This window comes from Streptomyces sp. NPDC088246, assembly GCF_044741025.1.
In the GTDB taxonomy this organism is placed as follows: domain Bacteria; phylum Actinomycetota; class Actinomycetes; order Streptomycetales; family Streptomycetaceae; genus Streptomyces.
In genome coordinates this window covers 1-19,208 of record NZ_JBIURV010000091.1, presented here as the reverse complement: position 1 = coordinate 19,208, position 19,208 = coordinate 1, and the positions used below count along the sequence as shown (strand labels likewise).

Here is a 19,208-nt window from a genome sequence, read left to right as displayed (position 1 = left end):
CACCCCAACAGAGTGACGGCCACACGCCGCCCGGCACAGCACCCGAACGGCGCGTCACATCACAACAGGGCAAACGTTCCCTGCTACGGCACTAGTTACAGGCTATGCGCAGATTGATATCGCGGTAGCGATATCGCCACGGCGATGCATGTCGATCTACGCCGACCCCAGACTCGTGCCACTGCCGCAGTACAACCAGGCAGCAGGCAGCGGCGCGGTGTCCGCCGACGCGTATTCGGAGGGGGCGTTGTGTTCGGGACCGTGACAGAGCACGCACTGTCGGCCACGCAAGCATTACGCGGCCATCTCAGTCCGGAGCTGCGACAGAGCTTCCGTGGCTGCGTCGTTGATCTCGGCCAGGACGTGACCACCAGTTCGGTTGATGCGCTGCAGCTGATGCGGAAGCCGCTGGGCGCGTGCCTCGTTTACGGCTTGGGTGAGCAGCTCTGCAGCGCCGCGGGTATCTCCGCCGAGAAGACGGACCTTGCCGGTGGTGATGAGCTCGATGACGCGCCACTGAGGTGCGACGGCCGTGGTCGTTGCGGGCGCAGGCTGTTCAGCGCGATGTATGGCCGCCCGAGCGCGGCCGGTGCCAATCAGACCCCGGATCTCGATCTCGTACAGGGCTACGGGGTTGACGAGGCTGGTGTGGTCGACCTCGTCGAGCAGAGCCCTTGTTTCCTGGATGGCGCGATCGAAGAGCGGGGCGTTGCCGAGGGCGCCGGCGGCTCGGGCGAGGAGGGGCAGGACCGCTGCGCGGCTCATACGGTTGGGAGCAAGGGACGCGGCGGAGACAAGGCGGTTGACCGCGGCGCCGACGAGTCCCGCTTTGCGCAGTTCGTTTCCGTGCATGCGCAGCGCGGTGGTTGTCAGTGCGGGGTCATCGAGGAAGCCCACGACGTTGAGGCTCTTGGCGGTCCAGTGCGCAGCGGTGGCGAGGCGTTCTTCGGGCAGGACGTTTCCCAGAGCGGTGCCGAGTCCGAGCCGGGCATCGGCCAGGAGGCGAAGCGCTTCGCGCTCCGTGTGTCCGTCTCGTGCGCGGGCTTCCAGCCGGGCCACGAGCGGCCACAGTTCGGCGACGGCTTCCGAGGCGTGTCCGGTCTGGCGGGCGATCTCGGCGAGACGCACGGTGGACTGGCCGAACTGGAGCATGGCTCGGAAGTCGGTGTCCGCGGGATCGGTGACGCCCAGGACATGCGGCGGCAAGGTGAGCCGGTCGGCGATGTGCCGCAGAGCAGCGACATCGGTGAGGCGGCGCTTGCCGAGCTCGATCGCGGAGACGTAGGTCTTGTCGTAGCCGATGAGGGCGCCGGTCTCCGATTGGCTCTGTCCGTTCACGCGGCGGTGGAAGCGGAGGATGGCCGCGAGGTCTCGGGTAGCGAGGACGGTTTGGGCTTCCGATGTGGCCCAGTGCCATGCGGCGTGCCGGGAGGACGGTCGCGGGGCATGCCCGCTGTCGGCGCTGTGCCCGGCCATGTCCGGCTACCTCTTCTTCCGGGTGGCGTACACGGTGGCGATGGACCGTTTGTAGCCGTCAGGCATGGTCAGCTCGGGTACCTCGTGTTCGGCGAAGAGGCCGACGCGGGAGTGTTCGTGACTGACGACCGGGGTCATGTCCGGTGTGAGGACTGTGCAGTCGTAGGTGACGATCAGGACCCGGCGGCCGGGGAGCGGCTCGTAGATCCAGGTGTCGAGGAGGTCTCCGGCCTTGACTTCCCAGCCGGTTTCCTCTCTCAGCTCTCGTTCCACGGTTTCTTCGAGGCTGTGGTCGGCGGGGCCCGATCCGGCTGGCGGGCCGATCTCCAGGCGCCCGCCGGGCAGTTCCCACTCCTCGCGCTCGTTGCGCAGCAGGAGAACACGCAACCGGTGGTCCAGGGCAACGGCCTTGACCGAGACCGGCCAAAGCGACGGCTGATACGACATGCAGATTCCCAGGGTGCGATGGGTGGACCGGGTCCCCGGAACGTAGCAGGCGGCCACAGACCTCCGAAGCTCGTACCCGAATTGTCCGAGTCGACAATCTGTCGCTTTACCAGGCCCCGTGCTCTTCAGACCCTGGTCGAACCGTGTCCCATTCGCGAAGGAGCACATCAATGCTGACGTGTGCGCGCACTACCGGATTCGAAGCCCATTACGTCCAGCAGCAGGGAGAAAAGGCCAGCGGACTGATTGCCGGACAGCTGCGCGAGCGCGGACTGGTCACGGTGGACGGGCTGGAGTCCCGGGAATCGGTCCTCGCATTCGCCCAGCGCGTCATGACGCTGGTGCCGCACCGCGACAGCGACCCGGACAACCTCACGACGATCCACGACATCGGGCGGGGAGCACGGCGGCCGGGTCTGGCGGGGCTCGGTAACGGCGAGCTGCTTGCCCATACCGAGCGGTCCAGTGTCCCTGAGCCGCCGCGGCTCATGCTGCTGGTCTGCCTCCGGCCGCCGGTGAGTGGAGCCGAGGTGCTCCTCACCGACGGGCAAGCCGTTCACGAACACCTGAACGCCGAAGCCCCGGAAGCCGTGGAGCTCATGGGCCTGCCCGGGACTGCTTTCTACGGCGATGGCGGCGGACGCCCCGCGCAGATCTTCACGCGTCACCCGGGCGGCCGGGCTTCGATCCGGTACCGGCAGGACGAACTCGCACAGTTCAGTCCTGTGGTGGCACGCTTTCTGCCGGATCTGAGAGCGGCCATCGCAGCTCACCAGTGCGCCATCACCCTGTCGCCAGGACAGGGCTACCTCATCGACAACCACCGCTACCTCCACGCCCGTTCGGCATTCAGCGGCCCACGATTGTGCGTGCGCGCCCTGGGAACACCGCTCTTCCCTCTACCTTCGGGGTTCGCCGCAGGCTTTGCTGACAGCGTGTCCGCGACTCGGACCGTCACCCCGGGTTCGCCGGCGCAGCCCTCCCGCGCAACCGTGGATGTCACTGAATCGGGGGCGCCAGTGGTCCCGTCCGGGGGCGGCGCCGCCGACGGCGGGAGGACCTCATGAGGGCTCCGGCAGGCTGGCCGCCGAAGGCCCGGGACACCAGGGCCATTGTCGAGGCGTATCAGCGGGTCCTGGGATGGCCACTGATCGTCGGGACGACGTTCGTGTCGCCGGACCGCGCTGCCGCCGAACTGGCGGAGCGTCCCAACGTCCAGCTGAGCACGCCCTGCTCCGCATTCGACGCCGTAACGGTTTCGCACGCGGTCGGCATGGAAACCATGGTCCTGCTCGGACGACGCGATGTGGGACCTGTGCCGTGCCTGACCGTGCACCGGGACCAGGCCATTCTCCTGGTCCAGGCCGGGACCGGCGGAGTGTTTGCCGGGCTGGAGAACGTGTCGGTCGAAGCCGGGTCGGGGGGACGTCTGATTCTGCCGCCCTCGTCCAGCCGGCAGTGGGATACGCCTCCGTGGGACATCAAGGCTGAGGCCCCATGTCCACCGCTTGCTGGCCCTGTGCTCGCTCCGTGCATTCACGACGCTCTACGGCTGTTCGGTGTCTGCTCGACATAGCCCCTGAGACCGGCCACCGGGGCCGATGCGGGCTGGTCCGTACGCCGCCCCCGTAGGTTGCGGGCCAGCCTTTCGGCCCCGGTGGCCCCTTCACTCATCCCCGCTGCCTCTCCAACCATTTCCACTCGTAACCCGGCCCGCACCTCCGCACCTCCGCACCTCCGCACCTCCGCACCTCCGCACCTCCGCACCTCCGCACCTCCCGATGGTGAAGGCCTTGACCGGAGTCCTGATGTCCCCCTTCCGAGCACGATCCTTCTCTGGCATTTCGCCGCAGACACAAGGCCCTGAGGTGAGGTTGAGCCAGCGGCTGTCGCCGCCCTCGTCGGAACAGCCAGCGCTCAAGGGCAAGCGCCGTGCCTCTGGGACCACGGGCGAGTTACCGGCTGCTGGCGTCGGCCCAGTAGTGCGTGAGCATCTCGCCGGGCCAAGCAGGCTGATGTACAGGGCCGCGGGGTCCCATTTCCTCGAAGTAGGGTGCCAGGTCGATTACCGGGGTGCCGTCGACCGCGTCGAGGTCGGTGACCAGGAGGTCCCGGCCGTCCACGCCGAGCAGGCGTGGGTAGCTGATCGCGAGCTGGCCCGGCCTTCGGTGGTTGCGGTGGACGAACGTTCCCGTCGCCGGCCAGCGGCTGTTGCCGCGCGGGCTGCGTGCGTGGAGCTGCACGTCTTCGCGGTGCGCGAGGTGGAAGTGCCACGTCACCGTCAGATGACTGAAATCCTCGATGCCCTGGAGGGTCTCGACCGGGTAGGTGTGGTGGAGCCGGATGATCGCTTCGGTTCCCCCCTGGTAGTCGTCCAGGACGTCGGTGTGGCCGCCCACCACGGTGGCGATCGGGGTGATCTCGATCGGCTTCTCTGCCGTCACTGTTGTTCCCTTTCTGTCCCCGGTGCCGCCGGTGCTGTGGGTGCGTGGCGGTGGGGGGCCGGTCGCGTGGTCCGGTCAGCCTATGGTGCGCAGCATTTCGCGGGCGCGCTGGTCGAGTTCGGCGACGTGGCGGCCTCCGCGTTGACGGACCGGGGAGAGGTCTTGCTGCATGCGCACGAGGATGTCGCGGGTGCGGCCGGAGTGGATTCCGGTCATGGCGTCCAGGGCCTGGGTCCAGGTGTGGCATGCCTCGTCGAGGCGGCCTTGGCGGACCTGGACGGCGCCGAGGTAGCCCAGGGTCACGCTGTGGGTGCGGGCGTAGAGCTGGCGGCGCCGGGTGGCGACGCTGCGCTGGAAGTGGATCTCGGCGTCGCGGGGGTTGCCGAGGTCGCGCAGGGCGCAGGCGGTCTCGTGTGCCAGGGATGCCTCGGCGAAGAAGGCGACCCGGTTTGGGGCGTCTCCGGTGTGGCGGCCGAGGTCGCGTTCGGCCAGGCTGATCGCGGTGAGGGTGCCGGTGCGGTCGCCGGAGGCGGCCAGGGCCCGGGCGTGGACGATGCCCAGCAGTGCTTTCTCTCGCCAGCTTGCCCGGCCGTAGCGTGTCGGGTCCATGGATGCGGAGGCGAGGTCGAGGGCCTGGCGGGGGTGTCCGAGGTCGACGGCCTGGTGTGCCATGGCGCGCAGGATGTGTCCGGCGAGGGGGCCGTCGCCGGCTTCGGCGGCGAGTTTCGCCGCGAGGGTGAAGTAGCGCTGTGCGGGTCGGTGTTCGGAGGCGTCGAAGGCCATCCATCCGGCGAGGTAGGCCATCTCGGAGACGGCGGAGTACAGGTCGCGGCGGATCTGTTCGCTGGGGAAGCGCCTGGCGAGGATCGGGGCGACCTCCAGGCTCAGGTGCGCGGCGAGTGCGGAGCGGCCGGCGGCGCCTCCGCGCTGTTGGTCGCGGGCGGAGAAGAAGGTGGTGGTCTGGCGGATGTCGTCGATGTCCGCCGTGGTGACGGTCTGGGTCGAGTTTGCAGGGCGTCCCGTGGCCGTGTCGGGAGCCTGTTGCCACCACGCGGGGCTGGGGATGGCGAGTCCAGCCACGGAGTAAGCGGTGCCGGCCAGCACTTGGCGTCTGTGCAGCATGTCGAGGTCGTCTCTTCCCAGCTCGGCCAGCATGGTCAGTGTGTTGGCGCCCCAGTCGGAACTGTCACCCGCAGCCTGGTCCGGGCCGGGTGCCAGTCCGATGTCACCCAGGGTGATGGGGCGGGCGAGCTTCCGCGTCAGCGTCTCGCAGAGGATATGGGGTGCCGGGCCGCTGGGGCGCGTGCCCAGGACCCACATCGAGATGTGGGACCGGCTGATGCCGTACAGCTCGGTGGCCCCGGATTCCTGAGCGACCCGGAGGACGGCTGCGGCGGCCTTCGTCTGCGACCAGCCGGTCTCCGCGATCCGAGCTGCCAGCGCTTCGTTGCGCGTACGAGCCATGGACGATCCCTGACCTCGAAACGATCTTTGGCACCTTTGGCGGGGTTGCCCACGCTCCGGGACTGCCCACCAACGGTGTTTCACGGTTCTCTCAACGTAGCCGTTTTCAGGGTGCGTTCACATCCGCACGCGATCCGTCGACGGTGTTCGCCGCTCCCCGGTATCCGATTCGACCCCAGGAGGCAGCCCGTGTTTCTTCGGTTAGTGGCCTCTCGCTTCACCTCTGCATCGCCTGGTGTCAGGTCGCGGGCCGGCCGCGGTCATGGGAAAGGGCACGCCCGGGATTCGGTCGTCGCGGCGGCCGAGACCGTCACTCTCGTCTTGAGCGAGGACGCCTCGGTCCCGGCCTCCGTTCAGGACGTGGCAGACCTCGCCGAGCACCTGCGCGGTCATCTCGTGAGGCTCGGTTCCGAGGGGCCGCGGAGAGGACCGTGGGCACAGGCACTGGGCGCGGCCCGGGAGCTGGCTGAGCAGGCACCGCCGGCCGACGACTTTCTTCGGTCGCGCGTTCATCTGCGGTGTCTGGCACTGGAGTTGAAGTCGGTGCTCGATCAGACGAGCTCTCGGCCCGTGTCCGGTTCACAGCGGTGAGCAAACGACAGCCGCGCCCACCTACGGTTCCGGCCTCGCGCCCGTCGGCCGCCGTGATCGAAACCTCCCGACGGGCCTGTCCCGTCCTGACCGGAGAGCTGATGACTCCCCTGCTGAGCACTCGCCCTCGTCACCCCGTGATGGTGCATTTCGGCGAGCCTCCCCGCCTTCCGGACGTTTTCGACGTGGTCCGGGTCGGTCTGGCCTTAGGCCTGCATGCGGTCGCCCACCTCGTCGAGACCAGGCAGGCGGTCGGTCCGTACCTGGGCTGCCGCGAGCACGCCACACTCCTGATTCCAGTCGAGTCCGGTACCGCTGACAGGTGGGACCCCTCGCACTCCGACTGCAGCCGTCACACCACGGTCAGGACCATCAGGTGCGGGCAGAGCTACGGCCGGCCCTGCCGGTCCTGCGTCTGGGTGGAGCAGCTCAGTCTCGGTGCCCGCGCAGCGACCACTGATCGGGTGGCGTTGCAAGAGGCGCTCAGTCTGCAGTGGTCTCGTCTGGGCCGCGGTGCGGTGCAGTTGGACGTCTCGCCTGTGCGGGAGGTATGCCATGTCTGATCACATCATCCGGGCCAGCGTCGGTACCGCCGGTCCGGGGCGCGGGCGCCGTGCTCATGCCGGGCACAGCGTGCGGATGCCTCCCGCTTTCACGGCTGCCGCTGGGGCAACCACGGTCATGGGCGTGGGTTGGCTCCTTGACGGGCTGGGCATTCTGCCCGCCCAGGGAAGCGCTGCCGCGGCCTGCTCAGCCGCTGGGGGAATGCTGTGGTGGGCCGGAGCCAGGACGCGATCCGGGCGCAAGGCCGTAGCGCACGCTCAGCAGGTCCGTGCGGAACGCGACGAGGCGTTGCAGACACTGCGTGGACTGCTCACCGTGGTCGACAAGGGCAGGGAGAGCGTTACCTGGGCCCTGGACCAGGCCCGGCAGGGCGTCGCGCGAACCGACTTCGAGCTTCCCGTTGAACCGCCTCGGACCGGGGACGTGGGGAAGGATGCCATTGCCGCTGTGCAGCATGCCTTCACCGAGGCATGGCAGGCGGTGATGACAGGGGCGGCTCGTGCACACCGGATGCTGAACACGCAGGCCGAACTGGCGGAGATCTTCTCCTCGCTGGCGCCGCGGCTTCAGGGGCTGGTCACTCGCGGGATCAGCGCGATCACCGATGTCGAGCGGACTGTGGAAGACCCGGACCTGCTCAACAACCTGTTCCGCGTCGACAATCTCCTGACACGGATGCGCCGCGAGGTGGAGAGCCTCCTGGTCCTCAGCGGCAACATACCGTCTCGCAACAGCAAACCCGTTCTCATCGTGTCGGCCATCCGGAGCGCGGTCGGCGAGATCCCCGACTACGCCCGTGTGCGGCTGGCCCCGGATCCCGTGACCGCTGCCATCCCCGGGTACGTCAGTCCCAACCTTGTGCACCTTCTCGCCGCGCTGATGGAAAACGCGACTCGGTTCTCCACCGGGCAGGTGGAGGTGCACACCCACCAGACCGACAACGGCATCGCCCTGGAGATCCTCGACCGCGGAACCGGCATGTCCCAGACCAAGCGGGACGCCCTCAACCAGCTCCTGGCCGACCCCGATTCTGCAGATCTCCGGGCCCGTCTGCGCGAGGGAACGATCGGGCTCCTGGTGGCTGCCCTTCTGGCGCAGCGCCACAAGTTCTCCGTCTCGCTTCGCCCCAACGTCCTGGGAGGCACACAAGCCATCGTGCTCCTTCCCCAGGTTCTGATCACCACTATGGCCGAGGATCAGACGCCGGCGGTCCCGGCCGCACGTGAACCCGCGCCTGCTCTGCGCCCAGCGCCACAGCCCAGTGGGATCCTCCCGGGCAGCGGGGGTGGTCTTCCGCGCCGGATTCCCCCAGCGCGAGATGCGACCGGCGCGACGTCCCACTCCATTCCCGGCGCGGCTACCGATCGTCCCGCGCTGCCACGCCGGGAGCCGGCCCAGGTGGGACCGCCTGCCCCGTTGCAACCGCAGATTCCCACCGGCCGTGCTACCAGCGGCCTCATGGCCAGCTTCCGATCCCGGACGCCGAGCGAAGGCGCTGCGCGCCCCACGCCGTCGGCGGCCGGCCAGCCCCCCGCCCCTTCTGACACGACGCAGGAGTGACCATGTCCACCACCAACGAACTCGCCCTCGGCGCAGCGCGCAAGCAGCTCTCCGACCTCCTGGACGGGCTGATCAGCCGCACTCCCGGGGCGAGCCGCGCGATGCTGGGAAGCAACGACGGCCTCAAGCTGGCCTGCTCCAGCCAGCCGGCGGACAAAGCCGATGGCATGGCCGCGATTGCCACGGGGCTGTATTCCCTGGGACAGCAGCACTTCAGGGATCGCGAGGGAGGCACGCGGCAGGTCGTCGTGGAGCACGACGCCGGCACTCTCTTCGTGATGAGCGCGGGCCGGGTGAGCGCTGACGGCCTCAGCACGATGCTGGCCGTCGACACCACGCCGGACGCCGATCCGGGCCTTATCGGGCACGCGATGGAAACGTTCATCAACGGCCTCGACGAACACCTGGTCACCCAGGCCCGGGACCGGGACCGCCGCACAACGGTCAGTGGATAGGAGCGGCAAGGTGTCAGTCCGCGGCCAGTGGTCCGACAGTGCCCTGGGGGATATCCGCCCCTACACACTCACCGGCGGCCGGACCCATCACCCGAAACACGCGCTGCGCCTGACCACCTGTCTCCTCACCAGACCGGCCACCCGTCAGCTGCCGGCGAACGCAGAGAGCGAGGCGCTGCTGATGCACTGTGCTGGCACCCCATGCTCGGTCGCCGAGCTCGCCGGTCGACTGCACCAGCCGGTGCAGGTGATCAAGGTCCTGATCGGCGACCTCATCGATGCCGACGCCCTGGCTCTCGCCAACCCTTCCGGCCCCACCGCTCCCGACGCGCATCTTCTGGAGGCACTGCTCCATGGCCTACGTAACCGGCTCTGACGCCGACGTGGCATGGCAGGGCGCGGCACCGCCGGCCGAACTCAAGATCGTCATCGCAGGCGGCTTCGGGGTCGGCAAAACCACGCTGATCGGGACCCTGTCCGAGATCGAGCCGCTGACGACCGAGGCCCGTCTCTCGGCCGCGGGCACGGGCGTCGACGACCTCGAGGGGATCGCAGGCAAGACCACCACCACAGTGGCCATGGACTTCGGGCGCATCACTTTCGACGACCCCGATCCCATGCCCATGATTCTCTTCCTGTTCGGCGTCCCCGGGCAGGAGCGCTTCTGGTTCATGTGGGACGACCTGGGCCGGGGCGCGGTCGGTGCAGTCGTCCTGGTCGACACGCGCCGTCTGGAGGACTCCTTCACGGCCGTCAACTGGTACGAGCAGCAGAAGATGCCGTTCGTGGTCGCCGTCAACGAGTTCGACGGTGCGCACCGCTACGAGGCCGACGAGGTCCGCCAGGCGCTGAGCCTCGGCGATCACGTACCCGTCGTGAAGTGCGACGTCCGCGAGCACGCGTCCGCCAACAACGTCCTGATCACCCTGGTTTGCCACAGCCTCGACGTGCGCCATGCCATAACCACAGGAGCCTCCACATGACCTTCCTGTCCACCACTCCCCCACCGCGCCCGCAGGACGCCAAACGGGACGACCGCTCCGCGGTTCTCCGAGCCATGCGGCTGGACGGTCCCGACCCGAACCTCGACGAGTTCGCCCGAAGACTGGCCCGGGAGGCGGGAACGCCCTACGCGATGGTCAACATCTTCGGCAGCGGCGAACAGCAGTTCCTCGGTCTGTGCACGCCCGACGAACACAGCACCTTCCCGTCGGTGGGACGCAGCATGTCTCTCGACCACGGCTTCTGTCCCGAGGTCGTGGAACGTCGAAATGCCCTCGTGCTGCCCGACGTGTTCGCCTCTCCGCGGTTCGCCAGCAACGCGGTCGTCGACCTGATCAACATCCGCACCTACGCCGGCGCGCCGCTGATCCACCACACCGGTGTCGTTCTGGGCACGGTCTGCTTCGTCGGCCCCCAAGCGCAACCCACGTCGACAGGGCAGGCCTCACTCGTACTCATCAAGCAGCAGCGGGACGAGGTCATGAACTACCTCTACCGACGCACCGGCAACCAGATGCCGCAGTAGAGGAACACCTGACTACGGAACACCGAACGTCAGCGATCAGGGAGGGGAGCACACGATGTCCGGCTTGTATCTGACACCGCAGCACGAACAGCTTCGCCAGGCGGTGCGCACCTTCGCAGAGTCCGAAGTCGCCCCGCTGGTGGCGGAGATGGAACGGACCTGCGCCGTCGAGCGGGATCTGGCGTCCGTGATGGCTCGGCAGGGGTGGATCGGCGCCACCATCGACCCCGAGTACGGAGGGATGGGCGCCGGCCATCTCGCCAAGACCGTGATCGTCGAAGAGCTCGCCCGGGTATCCCCCGCGATGGCCGCAGCGGTGCAGGCATCCCAGCTCGGCGTCGCGAAGATCAACCACTTCGGAAGCGATCAGCAAAAGAAGACGTGGCTCCCGCAGATCGCCGCAGGGGTTGTCCTTCCCACCATCGCGGTGACCGAGCCGGAATCCGGCAGCCATGTCCTGGGCATGCAGGCCACGGCACGACGCCGGGGCAACGAGTACATACTCAACGGCCGCAAGTGCTACATCGGCAACTCCCACATCGGAGACCTGCATGGCATTGTCGTCCGCACCTCGAGGAAGCCCGGGCCGAAGAGCCTGTCTGCGTTCCTGGTCGAGTCCGACCGCCCCGGCCTGTCCCTAGGCGAGCACAGACCCTCCATGGGACTGCGCGGGTTCTCCTTTGGCGAGCTCATCCTGGAGAACTGCCGGGTACCGGCGGCGAACCTCCTCGGTGCCCAAGGAGACGGCCTTGATGTCGCCTACTCCTCCAGCGTGCTCTACGGCCGGCCCAACCTGACCGCTGTGGCACTCGGTATCCACCAGGCCCTCGTGGAGGAAACGGTCGCCTACGCACAAAAGCGCGTTCTCTACGGACGCTCTCTCTCGGAACTGCCGACGATCAAAGAGAAGCTGGGACTGATGAGGTCACGCCTCACCACCGCCCGGAGCCTCGCGTACGAGGCCGTGGCCCTCCTGGATCAGGGGCAGCCGTGCGACGAACATCTCATCAACGCCAAACTCGTCAAAGTCGAGTTGGTGCGTGACTCGGCCCGCGCTGCCATGGACGTACACGGAGCGGCCGGTCTCATGACCAGCCATCCGGTCGAGCGGCTCTTCCGCGACGCAGAACACACCTACGCGCCCGCCGGCACCGGCGACATCCAGATCCTGCGACTGGGACAAGAGGCGCTGGGCAACGAGCACGGCCAATGGTCCCTGCGATTCCCGTCACCGCTTCCCGTGGCTCCGACCAAGGCAACCGTATGACCGCCACCGGGCACGCACGTGCGTCCCAGGTACCGGGCCCGTTCCAAGGACTCGTCCGTCCGGCTGAGCATGTCACCAGCGCGAGGTCCTCAGACCTTCACCGCGGCCCGGAGGATGCTCGCAACTGGGCCAGTACTCCGTCCTCGGCTCGTACCACTAACTACTTTCTGGGCGGACGTCACAACTACCCTGCAGACAGGCAGGTCGCCAGGAGAGTGGCAGCAGCAGCGCCGTGGTTTGAAGCGGCCGCGTTGATCAACCGTATCCATGGGCACCTGACGGTCGCGGCACTTGCGAAGGAATACGGAATCACGCAGTTCCTGGACCTGGGCTCCGGACTGCTGCCCACCGGCACATGCGACGAACTGCACGAACCAGTCTGCGCTTCCCTGCCAGGAGCCACATTCGTCCACGTCGACGCCGACACCACGATGGCCCGTCACACCCGAACGTGCTTGACAGCGAGTCCTCGCAGCCACCCCTTCGTTCACGCGGACTTCCGCAACGTCTTCAGCGTGCTCAGAGCTCCGGCTGTGCAGAGCCTGGACCCCGGGAAACCGGTAGGCGTGCTGGCGCACGGCGACCTGGCCTGGAGGAGCCTGGCGGAAGCCCGGTTCATACTCAATCAGGTGAGGGCCTGGGCCCCTCCAGGCAGCGCTATCTCCATGACCCACGTCACGGCCGACTTCCGGACACACGAAGCAACAGCCGCAGCCCAGCACCTGTCGGATGTAGGGCTCCCCTTCCATCCGCGCACCCGGACCGAGATAGCGGAGCTGCTCGCTCCATGGTCTCTGCGAGAGCCGGGAGTCGTGCCGATATCCCGCTACCACCAGGGCAATCCGCATGCTCACCTCCCCGACCATGCCTCGGGCGCGTATGCGGCCATCGCCCTTCACACGCCCGACAGACCACGCAATACCCAGCCCCCTTCCCCCGGACCCGCCCCGCACCGCGCCCAGAATCCGAACCGCCTTGCCGGGGGCCCGCGGTGAGTCTGATTCGAACCCACACCAGAAGCCGGTGCCCCTGCTCCGGCGGAGACGACATATCCATGGCTCTGACACACCCTGCCGTACGTGCTGCGGGCGGGTACCTTCGCGACGTGCGTAAGCGCCGCTACGTCCTGCCCGAGCAGGCCGCCGCCCTTCTGGCCGTGAGCGAGGAAAGCCTGTTGGCCATGGAGGCAGGCCATGCTCGCATCACGTCCGAGGGCATTTCCTGCCTATGCCACCTCTACCGCTGCCCCGAGGACACACACGCACTGCGCACACTGGCCCATGCCCTGGCCGCGCCTGACGAGGGGGATATGGCGGAAGCGGTGAGGGACTGGACGGACGGACATCACCAGCGCCTGGCCGGATGCGCCCGGCAAGCGCGAGAGGTGCGGTGGCTCTCGACCGCCCTGATTCCGCCGCCGCTGCAGACCCCCGCGTACGCCCGCGCGGTCGAATGCCCACCTTCCGCACTCCCCGGTGCTCCGCTGCCCTCCCCGCAGACGGTCTTCGTCCTGGACGAGCGCATCCTCCACACTGACCGCCTCGCCCCCGAGGTAATGGCGCAGCAGCTGCAGTACCTCCTCGACCTGGAGGGTGATCAAGTGCGTGTGGTGCCCGGCCGGATCGCCGCGCCGGAAGGCCACCTGATCGAGCTGAAAATGGCGGCCGGGGCTGCCTTCGCCCGGCCGGAGCACCACGGTGTCATCTATCTACCGCAGGACGACGGGCGCCTGTCCGCCCTCGTGTCCGGTACGTGGGATCTCACCACACCTGCGGGCACACGCGAGTTGCTGCTGTACGCCGCGCAGGAGCAGTTGGGCCGGGCCTACGTGCAAGCCGGGGCCGCCTGATGCCCCGGACCGTTCTGGTGGCGTTGCGGATCAGCGTCGGGATCGCGGCGCCGCTGTCCGTGATTCTCGCCGCGTCGCTCCGTCGCTGACCCGCGCCGCCCCTGGCCCTGCCCGGGGCCAGGATTCTCTGCCCGTCACCGCCCCGCACAGGAGAGTTGTGTCCCATCCCGTCCACCAATCCATTGTCCAGGCTGCGTCCGGTCACGTGCAGCCGGCAGCAGCCGTGGTCCATAACGCCGTGGGGGATGACGCCCTATCCTCCACGGTTTTCCAGGCCGGCACCACCCGGTGCTCGGCACTCCTGGCGCGCAACATCCCCGACGGACCCACCCTGATCAATCTCTCGTCACAACGGCACGCTGTCCCGACCGGCTACCGCATCGCACTCGACCACGCGCACACCGACACCGCCCCGGTGCTCCGCGGCCTTCTCGACACCCACCTACGCCTCACCGGTAACGCGTCGAGTGCCGAGGCCACCTCCTGGCGCCTGGCCCGTGCCACAGCCATCGCTCACACCCACCGGGAAGCGGCATGAGGACCATTACCCCGACCGGGCAAAACCGACCGACCGTCATCATTCGTACCGATGACGCGATCACCAAAGCCGGCCTGTCCACGTACCTGCGGCACAGGCCAGAGGTGGACCTGGTCAAGAACGACGAAATCAGCGGAACCGTCCCGCAGGTCACCCTCGTAGTGGCCGACACGGTCAACGACGACGTGCGGGTGCTGCTGTGCAGCACCACGCGCAGCGGTACTACCCGCACCGTTCTCGTCTTGGCTGACTGCACGGAGCAGACGGTTTTTAAGGCTGTTGGGTGCGGGGTCGCGGGCGTGGTTCCCCGCAGCGAGGCGACGCCGGAGCGTCTGGTGCACGTCATACAGACCGTGGCCGCGGGCGACGGCTACATGCCCCCCAGCCTGGTGAAGGCCCTCATGACAGAGATCGGCGAACTGCAGAATGAGGTGCGCGACCCACGCGGACGCCTCACCGCTCTGTCCTCTCGCGAGGCCGATGTGCTCCGCCTCGTCGCCGAGGGACTCGACACCGAGGCTATCGCGAAGCAGCTCGCTTTCTCCCCACGGACCATCAAGAGCGTTCTGAACGCGGTGATGAACCGTTTCCAGTTCCGCAACAGATCCCAGGCCGTCGCCTATGCGACGCGCCAGGGCCTGATTTGACCACACCGCACGCCGAAGGGACGAGGCCGTGAGCGCCCGTATCGAGGATTACGCACTCATCGGAGACATGCAGACCGCCGCCCTGGTCTGCCGGGACGGCACAGTGGACTGGCTGTGCCTTCCCCGCTTCGATTCACACGCTATTTTCGCGGGACTGCTGGGTACCGAGGAGCACGGCTTCTGGCGCCTGGGACCGGCACGGGAGGACGGCGCGGAGCCGCCCTCCGCGGACCGCCGCCGATACCGCGGGGACTCCCTCATCCTGGAATCGGAATGGGACACACCACATGGAACGGTCAGAGTGACCGATTTCATGCCCCCTCGTGACGGAGCACCGCAGGTGATCCGGATCGTGGAGGGGATCAGCGGCCGGGTGCCGATGCGCTCCGAGCTGCGGATGCGGTTCAGCTACGGGCGGGTCACACCGTGGGTGCACAAGGTCGACGGCCGTACGGTCGCCGTCGCCGGCCCGGACTCCGTCTGGCTGGACACCCCCGCCGACACCTTCGGCGAGAACCTGACGACGTACTCCGACTTCACGGTCGCGCCCGGGGACCGGATCGCATTCACGATCAGCTGGCAGCCTTCGCACCACGAGCCGCCCGGTCTTCCGGACCCCGAGAGTTCGCTGGACGCGACCGCGGACTTCTGGCGTGAATGGATCGAGCAGTGCACGTACCACGGGCCCTACCGCGAGGCCGTGGTCCGCTCCCTGATCACCCTCAAGGCCCTGACGTACGCGCCGACCGGCGGCATCGTCGCCGCGCCGACCACCTCCCTGCCCGAGGACATCGGCGGTTCCCGGAACTGGGACTATCGCTACACCTGGCTGCGTGACGCCGCGATCACGCTCTCCTCCCTGCTGCGCACCGGCTACCGCGAGGAGGCCCGTGCCTGGCGCGAGTGGCTGCTGCGGGCGGTCGCCGGCGACCCGGAGAACCTGCAGATCATGTACGGCATCGCGGGCGAGCGCGAGCTGGGCGAGGCCGAGCTGGACTGGCTGCCCGGTTACGAGAACTCCGGTCCGGTCCGGGTCGGCAACGGCGCCGCCGGCCAGCTCCAGCTGGACGTGTACGGCGAGGTCATTGATCTCCTGTCAGAGGCCCACCAGGCGTGCCCCGACCGGCACGACACCTCCACCGGACTGTGGCTACGCCTGGTGGAGTACCTGGAGAAGCACTGGGACGAGCCGGACGAGGGCATCTGGGAGATGCGCGGCCCGCGCCGCCACTTCGTCCACTCCAAGGTGATGGCCTGGGTCGCCGTCGACCGCACCATCAAACTGATCGAATCCGGGGACGCGGAAGGGCCACTGGAGCGCCTGCGGGAACTGCGCGACGACATCCACCGCGATGTCTGCGACCGGGGCTACGACAAGGAACGCAACACCTTCACCCAGTCCTACGGATCGCAGGAGCTGGACGCCTCCCTCCTCCTGATCCCCCAGATGGGATTCCTCCCGCCGGACGACAAGCGCGTGATCGGCACGATCGAGGCGATCCAGCGCGAACTGTCCACGGAGGACGGCTTCGTGCTTCGCTACCCCACCAAGGGCGAGGACGCGGGCGTCGACGGACTGGAGGGCGACGAGGGCGCGTTCCTGGCCTGCTCGTTCTGGCTGGCCGACGACCTGGCGATGATCGGCCGGGTCGACGAGGCACGCCAGCTCTTCGAGCGGCTGCTGTCCCTGCGCAACGATCTGGGCCTGCTCGCCGAGGAATGGGATCCCCGACTGCAGCGGCAGGTGGGGAACTTCCCGCAAGCCTTTTCTATGCTCACACTGATCCAAAGCGCCCTCGCGCTTAATGAAGCCCAAGCCGAGCAGAACCCCGGTCGCCACCTGAAGTTGAGTCTTCCGAGGCAGCTCGGGCCCGCCAATTCGACGGGCATGTCGCCGGCGTCGCAGTGCCCGTCGGCGGCTGACAGTCCCGCAGTGGCAGAAGCACTGCGTTGACGGGCCCACTCATCCTCCGCCTTGTCGTCCCCGTCGCCGTGTGGTTCCTCGGCTTCAAGCCTGCGTCGCTCGAGGCGCCCATGGTCCGCATTTCAGGTCTTCGAACAAGTCGGGCTTCATCGGCTCGTCGACCTAGCTCCCCGCAAGGAACACCCGTGTACGCAATACGACCGGCCGAGTTCGCCGACCTGCCCGCAATACAAAACCTGCGGGTCAAGCGAGCCCGATGGGCGGCCCGGGCGGATACCGGCCCCATCCACTACCGAGAACTGACCGCAGTCGAAAAGACGACAGCACGTCCACTGGTTGTCACCTGGGAAGGTGAGGTCGTGGCGACCACCACGCTGGTCGATCAGTCCCCGTACGTGGGCTGGACACGACGCGAAATGACGCAGGAGGCCATCGGCCTGGCCCGGGTGATCACTGCACCTCCGCCGGAGCACAGTCTCAGCTGGCTCCTCACCTACTGGGTCATCGACTACGCGGCCCGGTCAGAGCGTGAGTGGGTGCGTATCTGTGTGCCGGGCATGCGGCTGGCCACCCGCTGGTGCACCGGCCTCGGCTGGGAACACGTGCGGAGCCACCACCCGGCGGAGGACCAGCCAGTGCACCTGCTCCAACGCGCGGCCGAGCGAAGGCCGAGAGCCAGTCTTGCGGCGCTTGTCGAAGACCGTGTGCCCTTGCCGCACAGCCACACCGCTGCCCTGATCTCGCCCCGCTGACCGGGACCGCCCCTGCCACCACTGAGATCAGGAACTCAAACAACAGCGGGCCCGCACAAACGAGATCACTCACAGGCACGGCCGGCCACCGCCACACGCCACTGCAAGGCGCGGACTCGGCAAGGACGCCGCCGACTTCACCGGCCGGCCACATCCGCCTCTCACTCATTCCGAACCCCACAAGAGACCGGACCTCATGCAGAACACAACCACGCCGATCCCCCTGAGCTCACAACTCGCCACCCAGCACGCGCACACGCCAGAGGCGGTCCCAGAGCTCGTCGCATATCTGGCCACGCATCCGGGGCCTCTAGCCGCGGCCGACGCCATCGTCCGCACCACCGACGGGCGCACCATGCCGGTCAGCAGCGCGGCCCACGTGTGCAGGACGGCGGTCAGGGCAGCGTCCCTCCCGCGACGGCGCCGCCGGTTCGGTTCCAGAGGCGCGCACGGCCGTGGCGCTCCCGGACGGGGACAAGGTCGAGGACCGCGTGCACTACCAGCACCGCACCATCGAGCGCGCCGGCCGACGTGTCTCGGACACCCGACCGGACGAGATCCTCTCCGGCGGCGACCCGGTCTTCACCGACCTCGGCCTGCACGCCGCCACGGTCCTCGGCCAGCCCGGCGCGCTCGCGGCGACGGCGAGCCTGAAGCACACCGACCACGGGCCCGCCCAGCGCATCGACCGCATGTACTGCACTCCCGACCTCGCGCCAGCCCTGACCGCCTTCGAGGTCCTGGCGACCGACGACGTCCGGGCGGTCTCCGACCACGCCCTGCTCCTCGCGCGGTTCGACCTCGATGTCCTCCGACGAGTCCTAGCCCCCACCCGCTGACACCTCTACCTCTGGGGAGACCTCCGTGCTCATCAACGCGGCGATCTGCAATTTGATGACCTCCCGGCCCCCACATCGAGGGGGGCTCCGATCATCCTTCCGGCCCAGTCCGTCTGGTGAGCCATACCGCGGGCACACCGAAGCAGCGAACGAACACCCCGCGAGCAGCCTTGCGGCTCTGGGGACATCAAGGAGGACGACATAACTCACCCGGAGGAGTCACGGGAGTCACGGGCCCGGACCGTCGTGCCGCTCCTGTACCACCTGCTGTCGACCTGGACTGGACCTGGTTGAGCGGCCGGTGCCAGGGCCTCGCCGAGGAGGGGCTCACCAGCATGCTGCGTCCCCGCAGCCGCCTTCTCACGCTCAAGGCACTCGACCAGACCCTGCGCTTCATCGGCAGGCTGGGCAGCCCATATGACGGCCGATAAGCTCACTCGCCCTGCTCCACCCGCGATCCGAGGAATGTGCGTTGACGAAGCCAAATTCCCCTCCTCCCACGGTGCTCGTGATCAGCCTCGGCGGCACCATCACGATGACCCCCACCACCGCGGAGGGCGCGGCACAACCCACGCTGAGCGCGGAGGACCTGCTCGCGGCCGTGCCGCAACTGGCCGACACCGGCACCGTCGTCAAGACTCAGTCGTTCACGACCAAGCCGGGCGCCTCCCTGACGTTCGACGAGATCGAGGAGCTCGCCGGCCAGCTGCGGGCCATGGACGGTCAGAGCACCTTCGACGGCTTCGTCGTGGCCCAGGGGACCGACACCTTAGAGGGCGTTCGATAGGGGAACCCCCTATCTGTCCGATCTGCGCTGCGGCGAGACGGACTTGTTTCCATGATCTCGTAGCGCGACACCTGGG

The 19,208-nt window shown here is 68.0% G+C and carries 22 protein-coding genes; 18 read left to right on the top strand and 4 right to left on the bottom strand.

What is annotated here, in order from left to right; all coding sequences use genetic code 11:
- Positions 1-294 precede the first annotated feature (294 nt).
- Positions 295-1,476 (bottom strand): helix-turn-helix domain-containing protein, encoded by a 1,182-nt coding sequence (locus ACIPEK_RS44470; RefSeq protein WP_402008367.1) that lies wholly within the window; start codon positions 1,474-1,476, stop codon positions 295-297.
- A 6-nt stretch (positions 1,477-1,482) separates the two neighbouring features.
- Complete coding sequence (locus ACIPEK_RS44465) at positions 1,483-1,923, bottom strand: NUDIX hydrolase (protein ID WP_351072889.1); 441 nt, start codon at positions 1,921-1,923, stop codon at positions 1,483-1,485.
- 170 nt (positions 1,924-2,093) lie between these two features.
- On the opposite strand from ACIPEK_RS44465, the gene ACIPEK_RS44460 reads away from it, so the two are divergent.
- Positions 2,094-2,990: a TauD/TfdA family dioxygenase gene (locus tag ACIPEK_RS44460; RefSeq protein ID WP_402008365.1), complete on the top strand. Its 897-nt coding sequence runs from the start codon at positions 2,094-2,096 to the stop codon at positions 2,988-2,990.
- On the top strand, positions 2,987-3,499 hold the full coding sequence (locus tag ACIPEK_RS44455) for a hypothetical protein (RefSeq protein ID WP_402008363.1): 513 nt from the start codon (positions 2,987-2,989) through the stop codon (positions 3,497-3,499). The genes ACIPEK_RS44460 and ACIPEK_RS44455 overlap by 4 nt, the downstream gene beginning before the upstream one ends.
- A gap of 379 nt (positions 3,500-3,878) precedes the next feature.
- Here ACIPEK_RS44455 and ACIPEK_RS44450 read toward each other — a convergent pair whose 3' ends face one another.
- Together ACIPEK_RS44450 and ACIPEK_RS44445 are read right to left on the bottom strand one after the other, a co-directional pair.
- Entirely contained in the window at positions 3,879-4,367 is a 489-nt protein-coding gene (locus tag ACIPEK_RS44450) for an SAM-dependent methyltransferase (protein ID WP_402008361.1), read from the bottom strand.
- A gap of 75 nt (positions 4,368-4,442) precedes the next feature.
- Positions 4,443-5,831, bottom strand: a complete 1,389-nt coding sequence (locus ACIPEK_RS44445) for a Tat pathway signal protein (RefSeq protein WP_402008359.1) — start codon at positions 5,829-5,831, stop codon at positions 4,443-4,445.
- Positions 5,832-5,906: 75 nt separating this feature from the next.
- On the opposite strand from ACIPEK_RS44445, the gene ACIPEK_RS44440 reads away from it, so the two are divergent.
- The 16 genes from ACIPEK_RS44440 (at position 5,907) to ACIPEK_RS44365 (ending at position 19,132) form a co-directional block, all read left to right on the top strand.
- On the top strand, positions 5,907-6,422 hold the full coding sequence (locus ACIPEK_RS44440) for a DUF6415 family natural product biosynthesis protein (RefSeq protein WP_402008369.1): 516 nt from the start codon (positions 5,907-5,909) through the stop codon (positions 6,420-6,422).
- A gap of 879 nt (positions 6,423-7,301) precedes the next feature.
- Positions 7,302-8,546: an ATP-binding protein gene (locus ACIPEK_RS44435; RefSeq protein ID WP_402008357.1), complete on the top strand. Its 1,245-nt coding sequence runs from the start codon at positions 7,302-7,304 to the stop codon at positions 8,544-8,546.
- Positions 8,547-8,548: 2 nt separating this feature from the next.
- Complete coding sequence (locus tag ACIPEK_RS44430; protein WP_383075170.1) at positions 8,549-9,001, top strand: roadblock/LC7 domain-containing protein; 453 nt, start codon at positions 8,549-8,551, stop codon at positions 8,999-9,001.
- 10 nt (positions 9,002-9,011) lie between these two features.
- On the top strand, positions 9,012-9,377 hold the full coding sequence (locus ACIPEK_RS44425; protein ID WP_402008356.1) for a DUF742 domain-containing protein: 366 nt from the start codon (positions 9,012-9,014) through the stop codon (positions 9,375-9,377).
- A complete protein-coding gene (locus ACIPEK_RS44420; protein ID WP_402008354.1) occupies positions 9,355-9,984 on the top strand; it encodes a GTP-binding protein in 630 nt (209 codons plus the stop codon). The genes ACIPEK_RS44425 and ACIPEK_RS44420 overlap by 23 nt, the downstream gene beginning before the upstream one ends.
- Positions 9,981-10,529 carry a GAF domain-containing protein gene (locus tag ACIPEK_RS44415; protein WP_402008352.1) on the top strand — a complete coding sequence of 183 codons (549 nt, stop codon included), beginning with the start codon at positions 9,981-9,983 and terminating at the stop codon, positions 10,527-10,529. The genes ACIPEK_RS44420 and ACIPEK_RS44415 overlap by 4 nt, the downstream gene beginning before the upstream one ends.
- A 55-nt stretch (positions 10,530-10,584) precedes the next feature.
- Positions 10,585-11,796 carry an acyl-CoA dehydrogenase family protein gene (locus tag ACIPEK_RS44410; protein WP_402008350.1) on the top strand — a complete coding sequence of 404 codons (1,212 nt, stop codon included), beginning with the start codon at positions 10,585-10,587 and terminating at the stop codon, positions 11,794-11,796.
- Positions 11,739-12,791, top strand: coding sequence for an SAM-dependent methyltransferase (locus tag ACIPEK_RS44405; protein WP_402008348.1), 1,053 nt, complete (start codon positions 11,739-11,741; stop codon positions 12,789-12,791). Before ACIPEK_RS44410 ends, ACIPEK_RS44405 begins: the two co-directional genes overlap by 58 nt.
- A gap of 110 nt (positions 12,792-12,901) precedes the next feature.
- Positions 12,902-13,645 carry a Scr1 family TA system antitoxin-like transcriptional regulator gene (locus ACIPEK_RS44400; protein WP_402008346.1) on the top strand — a complete coding sequence of 248 codons (744 nt, stop codon included), beginning with the start codon at positions 12,902-12,904 and terminating at the stop codon, positions 13,643-13,645.
- Between the two features lie 238 nt (positions 13,646-13,883).
- The gene (locus ACIPEK_RS44395; protein ID WP_402008344.1) at positions 13,884-14,183 is read left to right on the top strand and encodes a hypothetical protein; all 300 of its coding nucleotides are present in this window, start codon (positions 13,884-13,886) and stop codon (positions 14,181-14,183) included.
- Complete coding sequence (locus ACIPEK_RS44390) at positions 14,180-14,830, top strand: response regulator transcription factor (protein WP_402008343.1); 651 nt, start codon at positions 14,180-14,182, stop codon at positions 14,828-14,830. The genes ACIPEK_RS44395 and ACIPEK_RS44390 overlap by 4 nt, the downstream gene beginning before the upstream one ends.
- Before the next feature lie 28 nt (positions 14,831-14,858).
- Positions 14,859-16,784: a glycoside hydrolase family 15 protein gene (locus ACIPEK_RS44385; protein WP_402008341.1), complete on the top strand. Its 1,926-nt coding sequence runs from the start codon at positions 14,859-14,861 to the stop codon at positions 16,782-16,784.
- 155 nt (positions 16,785-16,939) lie between these two features.
- On the top strand, positions 16,940-17,506 hold the full coding sequence (locus tag ACIPEK_RS44380; protein WP_402008339.1) for a hypothetical protein: 567 nt from the start codon (positions 16,940-16,942) through the stop codon (positions 17,504-17,506).
- Between the two features lie 455 nt (positions 17,507-17,961).
- The gene (locus ACIPEK_RS44375; protein ID WP_402008337.1) at positions 17,962-18,345 is read left to right on the top strand and encodes a hypothetical protein; all 384 of its coding nucleotides are present in this window, start codon (positions 17,962-17,964) and stop codon (positions 18,343-18,345) included.
- A 290-nt stretch (positions 18,346-18,635) separates the two neighbouring features.
- A complete protein-coding gene (locus tag ACIPEK_RS44370; RefSeq protein WP_402008335.1) occupies positions 18,636-18,776 on the top strand; it encodes a hypothetical protein in 141 nt (46 codons plus the stop codon).
- Positions 18,777-18,817: 41 nt separating this feature from the next.
- Complete coding sequence (locus ACIPEK_RS44365; RefSeq protein WP_402008333.1) at positions 18,818-19,132, top strand: asparaginase domain-containing protein; 315 nt, start codon at positions 18,818-18,820, stop codon at positions 19,130-19,132.
- Positions 19,133-19,208 lie beyond the last annotated feature (76 nt).

What these genes read in the sequence shown, in the direction of transcription:
- ACIPEK_RS44470 (WP_402008367.1), bottom strand. Translation starts at nt 1,476, where the DNA reads ATGGCCGGGCACAGCGCCGACAGCGGGCATGCCCCGCGACCGTCCTCC.
- ACIPEK_RS44465 (WP_351072889.1), bottom strand. Translation starts at nt 1,923, where the DNA reads ATGTCGTATCAGCCGTCGCTTTGGCCGGTCTCGGTCAAGGCCGTTGCC.
- ACIPEK_RS44460 (WP_402008365.1), top strand. Translation starts at nt 2,094, where the DNA reads ATGCTGACGTGTGCGCGCACTACCGGATTCGAAGCCCATTACGTCCAG.
- ACIPEK_RS44455 (WP_402008363.1), top strand. Translation starts at nt 2,987, where the DNA reads ATGAGGGCTCCGGCAGGCTGGCCGCCGAAGGCCCGGGACACCAGGGCC.
- ACIPEK_RS44445 (WP_402008359.1), bottom strand. Translation starts at nt 5,831, where the DNA reads ATGGCTCGTACGCGCAACGAAGCGCTGGCAGCTCGGATCGCGGAGACC.
- ACIPEK_RS44430 (WP_383075170.1), top strand. Translation starts at nt 8,549, where the DNA reads ATGTCCACCACCAACGAACTCGCCCTCGGCGCAGCGCGCAAGCAGCTC.
- ACIPEK_RS44420 (WP_402008354.1), top strand. Translation starts at nt 9,355, where the DNA reads ATGGCCTACGTAACCGGCTCTGACGCCGACGTGGCATGGCAGGGCGCG.
- ACIPEK_RS44415 (WP_402008352.1), top strand. Translation starts at nt 9,981, where the DNA reads ATGACCTTCCTGTCCACCACTCCCCCACCGCGCCCGCAGGACGCCAAA.
- ACIPEK_RS44410 (WP_402008350.1), top strand. Translation starts at nt 10,585, where the DNA reads ATGTCCGGCTTGTATCTGACACCGCAGCACGAACAGCTTCGCCAGGCG.
- ACIPEK_RS44405 (WP_402008348.1), top strand. Translation starts at nt 11,739, where the DNA reads ATGGTCCCTGCGATTCCCGTCACCGCTTCCCGTGGCTCCGACCAAGGC.
- ACIPEK_RS44390 (WP_402008343.1), top strand. Translation starts at nt 14,180, where the DNA reads ATGAGGACCATTACCCCGACCGGGCAAAACCGACCGACCGTCATCATT.